We start from the raw sequence: 13,763 nt of genomic DNA, 5'->3' as shown, positions 1-13,763 counted from the left end.
GATTCTCCTGTCGTTGTGGTCAGGCCAGCAGGCGCAGCTTGGGCTCGCGCGCCCACTGGCGGGTGGCGGCCGCCGCCAGGAATGCCTTGGCGTCTTCTGCTTCGACGATGCCGGGGTCGTTGCCGACGCGCGCCGCCTTCAACAGCACCTGGCCGCCCGCGTCGCTGGCGATGGCCTTCAGGTGTGCCCACGCCTGGCTGACGAATTCGACGGCTGCACTCTCTTTCGACAAGGCCTTCGCGGCTTCAAGGCTGAGCACCACGGCTACTGCATCGAACACGGCTGACGGGGTGCCCGCCAGCTGCCCATCTGCCGCCTGCAATGCGCCATCGCTCAGCGTGGCGCCTCCCACTTTTGGCGCGACCAGCTTCACGTCTGCACCTGCCTTCCGGGCGGCCTTGCTCAGGCTGGCAATCACGCGCGCGTCGGAGCCTTCGTCGAACAGGATGCCGATGCAGCGACCCTGCAGGGTGGGCTTGTTACGCCCGATCACGCGCACCTCGGGAGCGGGCGGCATGTCCCGCACCGGCGTGGCGGTTGGGGCCGGGTCGGGCAGCGCAGGCAGGGCCAGGCCATCGGCCACGCGCTGCGCCAGCGCGTCATCGATGTTGCGCAGGTGGCTGACGGTGCGCACCCGCACCTTCAGCGTTTCCACCTTGGACAACTCGAACACCAGCGCCGATGCCAAGTGCGCCTGCTCCGGCTTTTCCAGGCTGCGGAAGAACATCCGGGCCTGGCTGTAGTGGTCGGCGAAACTCTCCGCGCGGGTGCGGCCCTTGCGGCCATCGTCGGCGCTGGCATGGCTGCGGAATCCGGCAGGCGTCTCGCGCGGGGTGTCGTCCTGCAGCGAGCTGGGATCGTAGGCGACGCGGCCCTTGGGCACCTGCATCTGCATGTGGCCGTCGCGCTGATGATTGGCAAACGGACACCTCGGTGCATTCACCGGGATCTGGTGGAAGTTCGGGCCGCCCAGGCGCAGCAGCTGGGTGTCCAGGTAGGAGAACAGGCGGCCCTGCAGCAGCGGGTCGTTGCTGAAGTCGATGCCGGGCGGCACGTTGGCCGGGCAGAACGCCACCTGCTCGGTCTCTGCGAAGAAGTTGTCGGGCCAGCGGTCCAGTACCATGCGCCCGATCACCTGCAACGGCACCAGCGATTCGGGAATGATCTTGGTTGGATCCAGGTGGTCGAACGGGAATGCGTCGGCGTCTTCTTCGGTGAACAGCTGCACCGCCAGCTCCCATTCGGGAAAGTCGCCGCGCTGGATGGCCTCGAACAGGTCGCGGCGATGGAAGTCATTGTCGGCCGATTGCAGTTTCAACGCTTCGTCCCAGACCGTGGACTGAATGCCCAGCTTGGGCCGCCAGTGGAACTTGACGAACGTCGACTCGCCAGCCTCGTTCAGCAGGCGGAAGCTGTGCACGCCGAAGCCTTCGATCATCCGCAGCGAACGCGGGATGGCGCGGTCGCTCATCGCCCACATGATCATGTGCATCGATTCGGGCATCAGCGAAATGAAGTCCCAGAACGTGTCATGGGCCGACGCGGCCTGCGGGAAGGCGCGGTCCGGCTCCATCTTCACTGCGTGCACCAGGTCCGGAAACTTCATCGCGTCCTGGATGAAGAACACCGGGATGTTGTTGCCGACCAGATCCCAGTTGCCCTCCTTGGTGTAGAACTTGACCGCAAAGCCGCGCACGTCGCGCGGGGTATCCACCGAGCCTGCGCCACCGGCCACGGTCGAGAAGCGGGTGAATACCGGCGTCTTCACGCCGACCTCGGTCAGGATGCGTGCGCGGGTATGGGCTGCCAGTGATCGGGTCAGCTCGAAGTAGCCGTGTGCTGCGCTGCCACGTGCGTGCACGATGCGCTCGGGAATGCGTTCGTGATCGAAGTGGGTGATCTTCTCGCGCAGGATGAAGTCCTCCAGCAGCGTGGGCCCCCGAGGTCCCTGCCGCAGGGAGTTCTGGTTGTCCGCCACCGGAATGCCCTGGTCGGTGGTCATTGCCGGATGGCTGCCCCCGGCCTGCTGGTGCAGTTCATCGCCATCGCCCCGGCGGTGGCTTTCGGCAGGGACGGTTGCGCGCTTGCCGGTCGGCTTGCTGGCGGCCATGGACGTTGGCTCCGGATCATCAAAAGGAACCACGACACTGGAACCAGCCCCGTTAAACCACGGTCCGGCAAAGGTGAACGTACGGGCAAAAGCAGGCTCGGGTATGCTTGCCGCATGCGAGTCGAGCCCGCCGACATCGAAGCCCTGTTCGACGCCATCCCGGATGTGCTGTTCTTCATCAAGGACCGCCAGGGGCGTTACACCCACGTCAACCAGACCATGCTGCGGCGGCTGGGTCTGCGCGCGCGCAAGGACGTGATCGGGCGTACGGCGGCCGAAATCTACCCGACCGGCCTCAGTGCGGACTACGTTGACCAGGACGCCCGCGTGCTGTCCGGTGAGGTGATCGAGAACCTGATGGAGCTGCACCTGTTCGCCAACCGCGAACCGGGCTGGTGCCTGACCTGCAAGCGCCCGCTGGTGGTCGACGGGGCCATCGAGGGCCTGATCGGCATTTCCCGCGACCTTGGCCAGAAGGACAGCCTCGGCACCCAGTACGAGCAGCTGCGGCTGGCGCTGGCCCACCTCAACGCGCACTACGCCGAGAACGTGCGCATGCAGACCCTGCTGGACATCACCGGCTTTTCGCTGTCCAAGCTGGAGCGCAGCTTCCGCAAGGTGTTCCAGATGACCCCGCAGCAGGTGCTGACCCGGCTGCGGATCCAGATGGCCATGCATCTGCTGCATGGCGACGACAGCATCGCCTGCATCGGCCAGGCCTGCGGTTTCAGCGACCAGAGTGCCTTCACCCGCAAGTTCAAGGCTGAAACCGGTTTCTCGCCGCGTGCCTATCGTGCCCGTATCGGTGGGAACGTCGGCGAGCCGGCGCTGGCCTGAGCGGCCTGCTGCGCTGTGCCTATCCCCGTGGGCACGGGACAGGGTAAGGTGTCGCCCTTGTAGCCCGCCGCCAGCCCCGCCGATGCCCAACTCGATTCCGACCGCTTCGCCGTCCCGCCTCGGACATTCGCTCAAGCCCCGCCAGCTGATCATGATGGGCCTGGGCAGCGCCATCGGCGCCGGGCTGTTCCTCGGCTCGGGCGTGGGTGTGCAGGCGGCCGGTCCGGCGGTCCTGGTGTCGTATCTGGTCGCCGGAGCGCTGGTGATCATCGTGATGAACGCTCTGGGCGAGATGGCGGCGGCCAAACCGACCAGCGGCGCGTTCTCGGTGTATGCAGCCGACGCCATGGGCGCTACCGCCGGTGCCACCGTGGGCTGGCTGTGGTGGGTGCAGCTGGTGATCGTGATCGCCGCCGAAGCAGTGGGTGCGGCCGGGCTGCTGGCCACGGTCTGGCCGGCGATACCGGTACCGATGGCGGCGTTGGCGTTCATGCTGTTCTTCACCGCGATCAACCTGCTCGGAGTGAAGAACTTCGGCGAGTTCGAATTCTGGTTCGCCATCCTCAAAGTCGCGGCGATCCTGGCGTTCATCGCCATTGGCGTGGCGCTGCTGATGGGATGGCTGCCGCAGGTGACCTCCCCGGGCCTGAGCAACTTCACCGAACACGGTGGTTTTGCGCCGAAGGGCCTGGCCGGGATCGGCGCGGCGCTGCTGGTGGTGGTGTTCGCCTTCGGCGGCACCGAGATCGTGGCCGTGGCGGCGGCCGAAACCGAAGACCCCGAGCGCAGCATTGCCCGTGCCATCCGCACCGTGGCCTGGCGCATCCTGGTGTTCTACATCGGCTCGCTGAGCGTGATCATCGCCGTGGTGCCGTGGACCAGCGAGGCGCTGAAGTCGCCGTTCGCCGCCGTGCTGGACATCGCCCGCATCCCGGGCGCTGGTACCGCCATCACGCTGATCGCCGTGATCGCGCTGCTGTCGGCGCTCAATGCCAACCTCTACGGCGCCTCGCGCATGATGTATTCGCTGGCGCAGCGTCGCGAAGCGCCGGCCGTGCTTGGCTGGACCGACCCGCGCCAGGTGCCGGTGATCGCCGTGCTGGCCAGCGTGCTGTTCGGCTTTGCCGCCACGGTAATGGAACTGCTGTTCCCGGACCGGGTGCTGCCGGTGCTGCTGAACATCGTCGGTTCCACCTGCCTGCTGGTGTGGACGCTGTCGCTGGTCTCGCAGCTGGTGCTGCGTCGTCGCGCGGATCGTCTGGGTACCCGACTGCCGTTCCGCATGGCCGGTTTCCCGTGGCTGACCTGCTGTGCACTGGCGATCCTTGCGCTGATCTTCGGCCTGCTGCTGAGTGAGTCGCACACCCGCCTGCAGTTCCTGTCGATGGTGGCGTTGACCGCCACGATCGCCGCCAGCAGTGCCATCGCGCGGCGCATGCGCCAGGCGTGATTCTGTAGAGCCGACCCTGCGGTCGGCTGCTGTTTGCGCGATCGCCAGCCGAGCATGGGCTCGGCTCTACAACAGGCACACACTCCGCGTGGCACTGTGCAGGCAGGCCGTCATCGGCCCGTCGACCAGGAGTACCGCATGCTGCGCAGCCGTCCCTTCCTGATGTTCACCGGCCAGGCCGAGGCCGCGCTGGCCCTGTACGCCGAAGCCTTTGCCGATTTCCGGCTGCTGGCCCTGCAACGCCATCCCGAGGGGGCCGGCGCCGGCGTGCCGGGGCAGGTCCGCCAGGCCATCTTCCTGCTCGGTGGCACCCACTACCTGTGCTTCGACAGCCTGGACGTGCACGATTTCACCTTCTCGCCGTCGATCTCGCTGTTCGTCGAGTGTTCCGGTGCCGAGCAGTTCGAGCGCGCGGCACGCGTGCTGGGTGAGGGCGGCCATTGGTTGATGCCGGTGGGCGACTATGACTTCAGCAATCGCTACGGCTGGGTGCAGGACCGCTTTGGCGTGTCGTGGCAGTTGAGCCTGGGGCAGATGCCGGACCCGTGATCGGATGCTTGTGGGTGTGGGCCTTGGTCCACACGCCCTATGAAAACGGCCCGCTTGCGCGGGCCGTTTTCTTTACCGATGCAGTGAGGAATCACGCCTCGACTTCATCATCCTTGTAGGCATCGACCGGGATGCAGGCGCACATCACGTTCTTGTCGCCGTACACGTTGTCGACACGCGCCACCGGCGGCCAGTATTTGCTCTGCTTCAGGCTGGCCAGCGGGAAGGCGGCCAGTTCACGCGGGTAGGCGTGGGTCCACTCGCTGGCGGTCACTGCGGTGGCAGTGTGCGGCGCGTTCTTCAGCGGGTTGTCCTCGCGGTCGAGGCGGCCGTCTTCGATCGCGGTGATCTCCTCGCGGATCTGGATCATCGCGTTGATGAAGCGATCCAGTTCGTGCAGCGATTCGCTCTCGGTCGGCTCCACCATCAGCGTGCCGGCCACCGGGAAGCTCAGGGTCGGGGCGTGGAAGCCGAAGTCGATCAGGCGCTTGGCCACGTCCTCGGCACCGATGCCGCTGGTCTTCTCCAGCGGGCGCACGTCCAGGATGCACTCGTGCGCCACCAGGCCGTTACGGCCGGTGTACAGGGTCTTGAAGTGCGGGGCCAGGCGCTTGGCGATGTAGTTGGCGTTGAGCTGCGCGACCTGGGTGGCCTTGCGCAGGCCGTCGCGGCCCATCATTGCGATGTACATCCAGCTGATCGGCAGGATCGAGGCGCTGCCGAAGCTGGCCGCGCTGACCATGCCGACCGGGCCGTTGTCACCCAGCTTGCCCGGCAGGAACGGGGCCAGGTGCTCCTTGACCGCGCACGGGCCGACGCCCGGGCCGCCACCGCCGTGCGGGATGCAGAAGGTCTTGTGCAGGTTCAGGTGCGAAACGTCCGACCCCCACTTGCCCGGCTTGGCCACGCCGACCAGGGCATTCATGTTGGCACCGTCGGTGTACACCTGACCGCCGTGCTTGTGGATGATCTCGCAGATCTCCACCACCTCTTCCTCGAACACGCCGTGCGTGGACGGGTAGGTCATCATGATCGCGGCCAGGCGGTCGCTGTACTTCTCGGCGTTGAGGCGGATGTCCTCGACGTCGACGTTGCCGTTGGCATCGGTCTTGGTCACCACCACCTTCATGCCGCACATCTGCGCCGAGGCCGGGTTGGTGCCGTGCGCCGAATCCGGGATCAGGCAGATGTCGCGGTGGCCTTCGCCGCGCGAGCGGTGGTAGGCGCGGATCGCCAGCAGGCCGGCGTACTCGCCCTGCGCGCCGGAGTTCGGCTGCAGGCTGACCGCGTCATAGCCGGTGCATTCGACCAGCATCGCTTCCAGCGTGTCGATGAGTTCCTTGTAGCCCAGCGCCTGGTCGGCCGGTACCAGCGGGTGGATCTGCGAGAACTCCGGCCAGGTCACCGGGATCATCTCGGCGGTGGCGTTGAGCTTCATGGTGCACGAGCCCAGCGGGATCATCGTGCGGTCCATCGCCAGGTCCTTGTCGGCCAGCGAGCGCAGGTAGCGCAGCAGTTCGTGCTCGCTGTGGTGGGTGTTGAACACCGGATGGGTCAGGAACGCGGACTGGCGCAGCAGGCCGGCCGGCAGTGCGTCGGCGGTGCTGGCATCCAGCGCATCGATGTCGGCCTGCGCGCCGAACACGGCGGCCAGCGCGACCACGTCGCCGCGGGTGGCGGTCTCGTCCAGGCTGATGCCGACCGAGTCGCTGTCGATCGCACGCAGGTTGTAACCGGCGGCGCGGGCCTTGGCGTGAATCTCATCGGCATGCACGCCGGTGATGTGCAGCGTATCGAAGAAGTCGCCACCGACCTGCACGCCGGCCTCGCGCAGCGCGGCGGCCAGGATCGAGGCCAGGCGGTGGGTACGCCGGGCGATGCGGGTCAGGCCTTCCGGGCCGTGGTACACGGCATACATCGAGGCCATCACCGCCAGCAGCACCTGTGCGGTACAGATGTTGGAGGTGGCCTTCTCGCGGCGGATGTGCTGCTCGCGGGTCTGCAGGGTCAGGCGGTAGGCCGGGTTGCCCTGGGCATCGACCGAGACGCCGATCAGGCGGCCCGGCATCGAGCGCTTGTAGGCGTCGCGGCAGGCCATGAATGCGGCGTGCGGGCCGCCGAAGCCGAACGGCACGCCGAAACGCTGGCTGTTGCCGACCACGATGTCCGCACCCCATTCGCCCGGGGCGGCCAGCAGGGTCAGCGCCAGCAGGTCGGTGGCCACGGCCACCAGGCCGCCGCGCGCGTGCACGGCCTCGACCAGCGCCTTGTAGTCGCCGATCTGGCCGAAGGTGTCCGGGTACTGCAGCAGCAGGCCGAAGGCTTCTGCTTCCAGTGCCTCGGCCGGGGTGCCGACGCGCAGCACGATGCCCATGGGCTCGGCGCGGGTGCGCAGCAGTTCCAGGGTCTGCGGGTGCACGGCGTCGTGCACGAAGAAGGTGTCCGATTTCGACTTGGCCGAACGCTTGGCCAGGGTCATCGCTTCAGCTGCGGCGGTGGCTTCGTCCAGCAGCGAGGCGTTGGCGATTTCCATGCCGGTGAGGTCGGCGCACAGGGTCTGGAAGTTGATCAGCGCTTCCATGCGGCCCTGCGAGATCTCGGCCTGGTACGGGGTGTAGGCGGTGTACCAGGCCGGGTTTTCCAGGATGTTGCGCAGGATCACGTTCGGCGTGTGGGTACCGTAGTAGCCCTGGCCGATGAAGCTGCGCAGCACGGTGTTCTTGTCGGCGATCGCACGGATCTTCGCCAGTGCCTGCACTTCGGTCATCGATTCCGGCAGTGCCAGCGGCGCCGGCGACTTGATCTTGGCCGGTACGATGGCATCGGTCATCGCATCCAGCGACGCGTGGCCGACGACGTCGAGCATCTGCGCGATCTCGGCATCGTTGGGGCCGATGTGGCGCTCGACGAACGCATTGTGGTGCTCGAGCTCACGCAGGGAAGGGGTGTTCTGGGACATGGCGAAGGATCCGTCAGGAAAGGGCACACGCACGGGCACAAGCCGCCGGTCGGCGGTCTGCGGGGCGCCCCTCTGTCCTTTTGCCTGAGAGTTTGGAAGCGCGGAAAACCGCGGCTTCGTGCCCCTTCGGCGCCGGATCGAACCGGTCTCTCCAGAGTTGTGTTACGGGTGGTATCGGGCCTGAGCGATTACGGGCGTTGCGCCTTCGGCAGCGGTGTTCCGCTTCTCCCACCGTGTTGCCTGCCGATTATAGCCCGTTGCGGGCGCGCCAGCCGCCTGCGGGCCCGGCCGCGGCGCCTGAATGGCCGATGGCCCGCCCGTGCGTTTTGTGCACTGCTGCATGGCATCAGGCGCAATCCCCACCTATGATGGGCGGATACCCGAATTCATCTGGCGCCGTCCCTGCTGCAGGGGACTGGCGCCCGCCGTGCGTGCCGCGCATGGCCCTGCCGGACGCCTTCTCCATGACCGCCGCTGTTGCTCCTTCCACCCGCCGCATGGCCCTGCTGCTCGCCGGCCTGGCCATGTTCGGTCCGTTCTCGATCGACACCATCTTCCCCGCGTTCCCGCAGCTGGCCCAGCGCCTGGCGGTGGACGAGGTGGCGGTGCAGCAGACCATCAGCGTGTACCTGCTGTTCTACGGCCTGATGAGCCTGGCACACGGCCCGCTGTCCGATGCCTGGGGCCGCAAGCGGGTGATCCTCGGCGGCCTGGTGGTGTTCGTCGGCGCCTCGGTCGGCTGTGCGCTGTCCACCGATCTGACCACGCTGCTGGGGTTCCGCGCCCTGCAGGGCCTGTCCGCAGGCGTCGGCATGATCGTCGGCCGCGCGGTGATCCGCGACCTGTACCACGGTCACGACGCGCAGCGGCTGATGAGCCAGGTGTCGATGCTGTTCGGCATCGCCCCGGCGATCGCGCCGATCATCGGTGGCTGGATCCTGCTCAGCGGTGCTGGCTGGCCGCTGATCTTCTGGTTCCTGGTGGTGTTCGCACTGGTTCTGCTGGCAGCCACCGCCCGCTACCTGCCGGAGACCCATCCGCTCGAAGCGCGCGTTCCGTTGTCGCCGCGGGTGCTGATGCGTGATTACGTGCGCATCGGTTTCAATCCGCGCTTCCTGCGCCTGGCGCTGGCCGGCAGCATCGGTTTCGGTGGCATCTTCCTGTACATCTCCTCGGCACCGGTGTTCGTGATGCAGCACCTGCACCTGGGCGAGGGCGGTTTCGCCTGGCTGTTCATCCCCACCATCGGCGGCATGACCACCGGCTCGTTCCTGTCCGGGCGCATGGCCGGGCACACCACGCCCACCCGCCAGGTATCCATTGGTTTCGGCCTGTGCGCGCTGTCGGTGCTGCTGAACGTCGGCTACGTGGCGCTGGCGCCGCAGTTCGTGCTGCCGTGGGCGGTGCTGCCGATCTTCCTGGGTGGCATGGGCATGGCGCTGATCTTCCCGATCCTGGCGCTGGCGGTGCTGGACATGTACCCGCACCAGCGCGGCCTGGCCTCGTCGCTGCAGGCCTTCGTGCAGCTGATGATCAGCACCGTGGTGGCCGGCGTGGTGTCGCCGCTGCTCAGCGCCAGCCCGCTGCACCTGGCGTTGGGCCAGGCCGGGTTCTTCGGCGCCGGCTTCGTGTTCTGGTACTGGGAACACCGGCGCGAACGCGCGGCGCAGGCAGCCTGCACGGGTCACTGAGCAGCGCGCAGGGGTAGGGCGGGCCGTGGCGCCCGCAACGCTTGCGGCGGGAAACCGCCGGACTAGGCTGGGCACTCCAGCCAGCCGGTGCACAGGTGCACGACAGCCAGCCGATCCACTGTCGTTGCATGAGGTTCCCCATGGCTGCGCAGCAGACCTACCGCCTGTTCGAGGTGGCGCTGAAGGAGCGCCGCGTTCTTTCCCCTTCCCTGGACCGCATGGTGTTCACCGGTGCCGACGTGGCGCGGATGACGACCGGAGGGCCGGACCAGCGCATCAAGGTGTTCTTCCCCTTGCCCGGCCAGGAGGCGCCGCAGGTCCCCAGCGGCGAGGACTGGTACCCACGCTATCGGGCCCTGCCGGACGATCAGCGCCCGCCGATGCGCACCTACACCCTCCGCCAGCTGCGTGCAGAGCAGGGCGAGGTCGATGTTGATTTCGTGCTGCATGGCGAGACCGGGCCGGCCTCGCGATGGGCCATCCATGCACGGCCGGGCGACCGCGTGGTGCTGCTGGCCCCGGATGCCGACTGCGCCGACAGCAGCGAGGGCTGGGAATGGAAGCCGCCGGCCGGCGTTGGCCAGGTGCTGCTGGTGGCTGACGAGACCGCGCTGCCGGCAGTGGCCGGGATTCTCGAGGAACTGGCGGCCAGGGTGGATCCGCCGCGTACGCTGGCCCTGCTGGAAGTGGCGCAGGCCGGTGATGCGGTTCGCCTGAAGGCGCCGGCCACGGCCGAGCTGGTCTGGTTGCCGCGCGGGCGGGCGGCGTACGGGGCGCCTCTGTTGCAGGCGGTGCAGGCGCGCCTGGCCGCCTCGAGCGTGGTCGCTGGCGAAGAACTGGAAGAGATCGACGTCGACGCGCAGATCCTCTGGGAACAGGCCGATGCCAGCGTGGCCGGGCCGCTGTATGCCTGGGTGGCAGGCGAGGCGGGAGCGGTGATGGCGATCCGTCGCCATCTGGTCCGCGAGTGCGGGCTGGACCGCCGCACGATCACCTTCATGGGTTACTGGCGGCACGGGAAAGTGTTGGACTGAGGGGGTGTGAAGCGGTGTGGCGGGCGGGGTGCGCTATCCTTGCGCCCCCCTCGCAGCGGTACCGCACCATGTCCACCAGCTCCAAGACCCGCCGCGACCAGCGCCGTCGCCAGGAAAAGCAGGCCGCCAACAAGGCCGCTGCCCAGGCCTCGCCGGTGGAGCCGCATGCGGAACTGCGCGACGCGCAGCGCACCCTGCTGGCCGGTGTCGTGCGCCGCGATGGCGAATGGGTGCTGGGCATGGACGGCCGTATCGCCGGCCACAGTGACTCCGCCGCGCAGGTACTGGCGCTGATCATGCAGGCCGGTGAACTGCACGAGCGCAACGGCACGCCGGTGCGCCTGATGTACTCCGATGCGCTGCGCGACGCCGCACAGGCCGAAGCGAAGGAAAAGGGCCAGACCTTCGAGGAGTTCAAGGCGGACCTGGCCGCGGCGATGGCGGCGAAGAAGGACAGCTGACAGGCATTCCGGTAGAGCCGGCCGCTGGCCGGCTGCCCGCGGGGTCTTCATCGCGTGGTTGCCGGCCAGCGGCCTGGCACTACCAGGAAGGGGCGGATCCTTGCGGACCCGCCCCTTTTCTCATTTCGCCGCCGGTGCCGCGTTGGCCTGCCAGCCGCACATCTGGCCTTCGTTCTGCTGCTTCAGCCACTCGTTGACCGGCGTGAAGTACTCGATCATCGGGCCGGCATCGAGCTTGTCGGTGCCGGTCAGCTCCTTCAGCGTGGCCTGCCACGGCTGGCTGGCACCCTTGCTCAGCATCGCCCAGTATTTCTGGCCGGCTTCCTTGTTGCCGTAGAAGGTGCACTCATGCAGCGGGCCCTTGTAGCCGGCCGCGTCGCACAGGCCCTTGTAGAACTGGAACTGCAGGATGCGCGCCAGGAAGTAGCGGGTGTACGGGGTGTTGCCTGGCACGTGGTACTTCGCGCCCGGATCGAAGAACTCCTCGCCACGGGTACTGGCAGGCGCCACGCCCTGGTACTTGGCCTTCAGGTCCCACCATGCCTTGTTGTAGTTGTCGGCGGTGATCGAACCATCGAACACACCCCAGCGCCAGCGGTCGATCATCAGCCCGAACGGCAGGAACGACACGCCCGACAGCGCCATGCGCATCTGGTTGTTGATGACCGCTTCGCGGCTTTCGGTCGGCGCATCGACCAGGCCGATCGAGCTGAGGTACTTGGGGGTCATCGCCAGCACGATGGTGTCGCCGATCGCTTCATGGAACCCATCGTTGGCACCGCCCTGGAACAGCGGCGGCAGCGGGTTGTAGGCCAGGTCGTAATAGATGTGGCCCAGCTCGTGGTAGATGGTGGTGAAGTTCTCTTCGTTCGGCTTGATGCACATCTTGGTGCGCACGTCGCCTTCCATGTTCATGTCCCAGGCGCTGGCGTGGCAGACCACATCGCGGTCATCGGGCTTGATGAACTGGGTGCGTTCCCAGTACGACTGCGGCAGCGACGGCATGCCCAGCGACACGTAGAAGTCCTGCGCGCGTTCGGTCATCTGCTTGGCGGTGCGCAGTTCGGCCTCGCGCTGCGCCTTGTACTGCGCGGCCACGTTGGCATCCTTGCCGGCCTTGGCCAGTGCCGCGCTCAGGTTGGTCTGGTACTGCTTCTCCAGCGCCGCGGTGATGTCCAGGCTGCCGGCGCCCGGGTACGGTTCCAGCTGGTCCCACAGGTTCGACCAGTCCTGCTGCCACATGTTGCCCAGCAGGTGCGCGGCGATCAGGCCGTTGCCCACTTCGGCCTTGTCCTTGCCGTAGGTCTTGTCCAGCTTGCCGCGTGCGTAGCAGTGCAGCTGCTCGTACATCGGCTTGACCTGTTCCCACAGGCGGTCGGTTTCCGGGCCGATCTGCTCCGGCGGCATGTCATAGCCGCTGCGCCACATCTGGCCGGCATCGGTGAAGCCCATGCCCTTGGCGCCTTCGTTCACCAGGCCGACGAACTTCTGGTAGTCGCCGCGCATGTTCTTGGTGGTGCTGTGCCAGCCCTGCCAGGCGTCGAGCTGCTTGTCGTAGTCGCGGCTGCGTGCCAGCACCTGCTCCAGCTCGCCCAGCTGGCGGCAGGAGCTCGGATCGTTGGCATCGGTGCAGTACTTGCCGGCGCCATAGCTGCCTTCCATGCGGGTGGCGATCTGGGTCAGCTCGGCCAGCTTGGCCGGGTCGCGCGGTGCCGGCATCGACGACATCAGCTTCAGCAGGTGGATCGCGCGCTTGCTGTCCTCGCTCATCGGCTTGCCGTCGAACTTCGCAGCCTGTTCGATCCAGCTGTTGAGCTGGGTCAGCGAGCGCTCGTTGGCCTTGGCTGCGATGCGTTCCGAATCACTGTTGATGTAGGTGGAGGACAGCCACTGCGCCGAGGTCATCTCCGGGTAGGCGGCCTTGAACTCGGCATTGATGCGGGCCACGAACTGGTCGGCGGTTTCGCCGGCCGGGGCGCTGCTGCTGGCGGTATCGGTGCCTGGGGCAGCTTCCTTCTTGCAGGCGGCCAGGGCCAGCGTGGCGGCGGCGATTGCCGAGGCCAGCAGGAGATGACGGTGTTTCACGGGCGGTCCTTGGGTGGTGAACGACGGCCGAAGGCTAGTGGGCAGCCGCTGCCTCCGCAAGTGGCGGAAGTCGGCCGGGCGGCGCCCGGCACCCGCAGAGGCCAGAGCACAAGCAACAGCAACCGCCGAAGCAACCGCAACAGCGGGGTATCCGTGGGATGGCGCGGCGGTGTGGGCTTGCAGGACACGCCGTAAACCCATCCATGGGGGCTCGATGGCGCCATCCATGGCGCCAACGGTCCTGCAAGCCCACACCGCCCCACCTCTGACAGATCGTGGCGGCTGTTGGTAGGTGTCGACCTTGGTCGACACATCTGTCAGGTATCGACAATCAAAATGGGGTCAGATCCGTTTTCCTCCGGAAAACGGATCTGACCACAAGATCGTTCCAACAGATCGCGGAAAACTGTCGAAGGCGGGGTGGGTCCGGTGGCGGGAGTGTCCGCGGCATGGATGCCGCGGCCAAGCCCCCAAGGATGGGTTTACGGCGTCTCCCGCCACCGGACCCACCCCACCATCCCACGGAATGCACGCTGTTGCTGTTGCTTCGGCCGTTGCCCCTGCAGGTGCAGGGCTGCAAGCCCTGC

The 13,763-nt window shown here is 67.2% G+C and carries 9 protein-coding genes and 1 riboswitch; of the genes, 6 read left to right on the top strand and 3 right to left on the bottom strand.

Going from position 1 to position 13,763, the window contains the following annotated elements; all coding sequences use genetic code 11:
* Window positions 1-19 precede the first annotated feature (19 nt).
* A complete protein-coding gene (locus tag QP609_RS15585; protein WP_014648022.1) occupies window positions 20-2,110 on the bottom strand; it encodes a catalase in 2,091 nt (696 codons plus the stop codon).
* A 114-nt stretch (window positions 2,111-2,224) separates the two neighbouring features.
* Here QP609_RS15585 and QP609_RS15580 point away from each other — a divergent pair, with 114 nt between their 5' ends.
* The 3 genes from QP609_RS15580 (at window position 2,225) to QP609_RS15570 (ending at window position 4,946) form a co-directional block, all read left to right on the top strand.
* Window positions 2,225-2,947 carry an AraC family transcriptional regulator gene (locus tag QP609_RS15580; protein ID WP_014038112.1) on the top strand — a complete coding sequence of 241 codons (723 nt, stop codon included), beginning with the start codon at window positions 2,225-2,227 and terminating at the stop codon, window positions 2,945-2,947.
* Between the two features lie 82 nt (window positions 2,948-3,029).
* Window positions 3,030-4,397 (top strand): amino acid permease, encoded by a 1,368-nt coding sequence (locus QP609_RS15575; protein WP_014648020.1) that lies wholly within the window; start codon window positions 3,030-3,032, stop codon window positions 4,395-4,397.
* Between the two features lie 138 nt (window positions 4,398-4,535).
* On the top strand, window positions 4,536-4,946 hold the full coding sequence (locus tag QP609_RS15570) for a VOC family protein (protein ID WP_005418291.1): 411 nt from the start codon (window positions 4,536-4,538) through the stop codon (window positions 4,944-4,946).
* 91 nt (window positions 4,947-5,037) lie between these two features.
* Here the strand turns inward: QP609_RS15570 and gcvP are convergent, their stop codons facing one another.
* Window positions 5,038-7,905, bottom strand: a complete 2,868-nt coding sequence (gene gcvP / locus QP609_RS15565) for an aminomethyl-transferring glycine dehydrogenase (RefSeq protein WP_014648019.1) — start codon at window positions 7,903-7,905, stop codon at window positions 5,038-5,040.
* A 62-nt stretch (window positions 7,906-7,967) separates the two neighbouring features.
* Window positions 7,968-8,070: riboswitch (glycine riboswitch) on the bottom strand.
* Window positions 8,071-8,369: 299 nt separating this feature from the next.
* Between gcvP and QP609_RS15560 the strand changes: the two genes are divergently transcribed.
* The 3 genes from QP609_RS15560 (at window position 8,370) to QP609_RS15550 (ending at window position 11,091) form a co-directional block, all read left to right on the top strand.
* Window positions 8,370-9,596, top strand: coding sequence for a multidrug effflux MFS transporter (locus tag QP609_RS15560; RefSeq protein WP_032960036.1), 1,227 nt, complete (start codon window positions 8,370-8,372; stop codon window positions 9,594-9,596).
* 140 nt (window positions 9,597-9,736) lie between these two features.
* Entirely contained in the window at window positions 9,737-10,630 is an 894-nt protein-coding gene (locus tag QP609_RS15555) for a siderophore-interacting protein (protein WP_014648017.1), read from the top strand.
* 68 nt (window positions 10,631-10,698) lie between these two features.
* Window positions 10,699-11,091 carry a hypothetical protein gene (locus QP609_RS15550; protein ID WP_014648016.1) on the top strand — a complete coding sequence of 131 codons (393 nt, stop codon included), beginning with the start codon at window positions 10,699-10,701 and terminating at the stop codon, window positions 11,089-11,091.
* A 120-nt stretch (window positions 11,092-11,211) separates the two neighbouring features.
* Here QP609_RS15550 and QP609_RS15545 read toward each other — a convergent pair whose 3' ends face one another.
* Entirely contained in the window at window positions 11,212-13,176 is a 1,965-nt protein-coding gene (locus tag QP609_RS15545) for a M2 family metallopeptidase (protein WP_142235298.1), read from the bottom strand.
* Between the last annotated feature and the right edge of the window lie 587 nt (window positions 13,177-13,763).

The organism is Stenotrophomonas sp. 8(2023) (genome assembly GCF_030345295.1).
Taxonomy (GTDB): domain Bacteria; phylum Pseudomonadota; class Gammaproteobacteria; order Xanthomonadales; family Xanthomonadaceae; genus Stenotrophomonas; species Stenotrophomonas muris.
Note: the sequence above shows the minus strand (reverse complement) of the source record. Positions and strands in the feature narration are given on the sequence as shown.

Excerpts from the sequence above, each read along its gene's own strand:
- QP609_RS15585 (WP_014648022.1), bottom strand. The coding sequence starts at position 2,110 with ATGGCCGCCAGCAAGCCGACCGGCAAGCGCGCAACCGTCCCTGCCGAA.
- QP609_RS15580 (WP_014038112.1), top strand. The coding sequence starts at position 2,225 with ATGCGAGTCGAGCCCGCCGACATCGAAGCCCTGTTCGACGCCATCCCG.
- QP609_RS15575 (WP_014648020.1), top strand. The coding sequence starts at position 3,030 with ATGCCCAACTCGATTCCGACCGCTTCGCCGTCCCGCCTCGGACATTCG.
- QP609_RS15570 (WP_005418291.1), top strand. The coding sequence starts at position 4,536 with ATGCTGCGCAGCCGTCCCTTCCTGATGTTCACCGGCCAGGCCGAGGCC.
- gcvP (WP_014648019.1), bottom strand. The coding sequence starts at position 7,905 with ATGTCCCAGAACACCCCTTCCCTGCGTGAGCTCGAGCACCACAATGCG.
- QP609_RS15560 (WP_032960036.1), top strand. The coding sequence starts at position 8,370 with ATGACCGCCGCTGTTGCTCCTTCCACCCGCCGCATGGCCCTGCTGCTC.
- QP609_RS15555 (WP_014648017.1), top strand. The coding sequence starts at position 9,737 with ATGGCTGCGCAGCAGACCTACCGCCTGTTCGAGGTGGCGCTGAAGGAG.
- QP609_RS15550 (WP_014648016.1), top strand. The coding sequence starts at position 10,699 with ATGTCCACCAGCTCCAAGACCCGCCGCGACCAGCGCCGTCGCCAGGAA.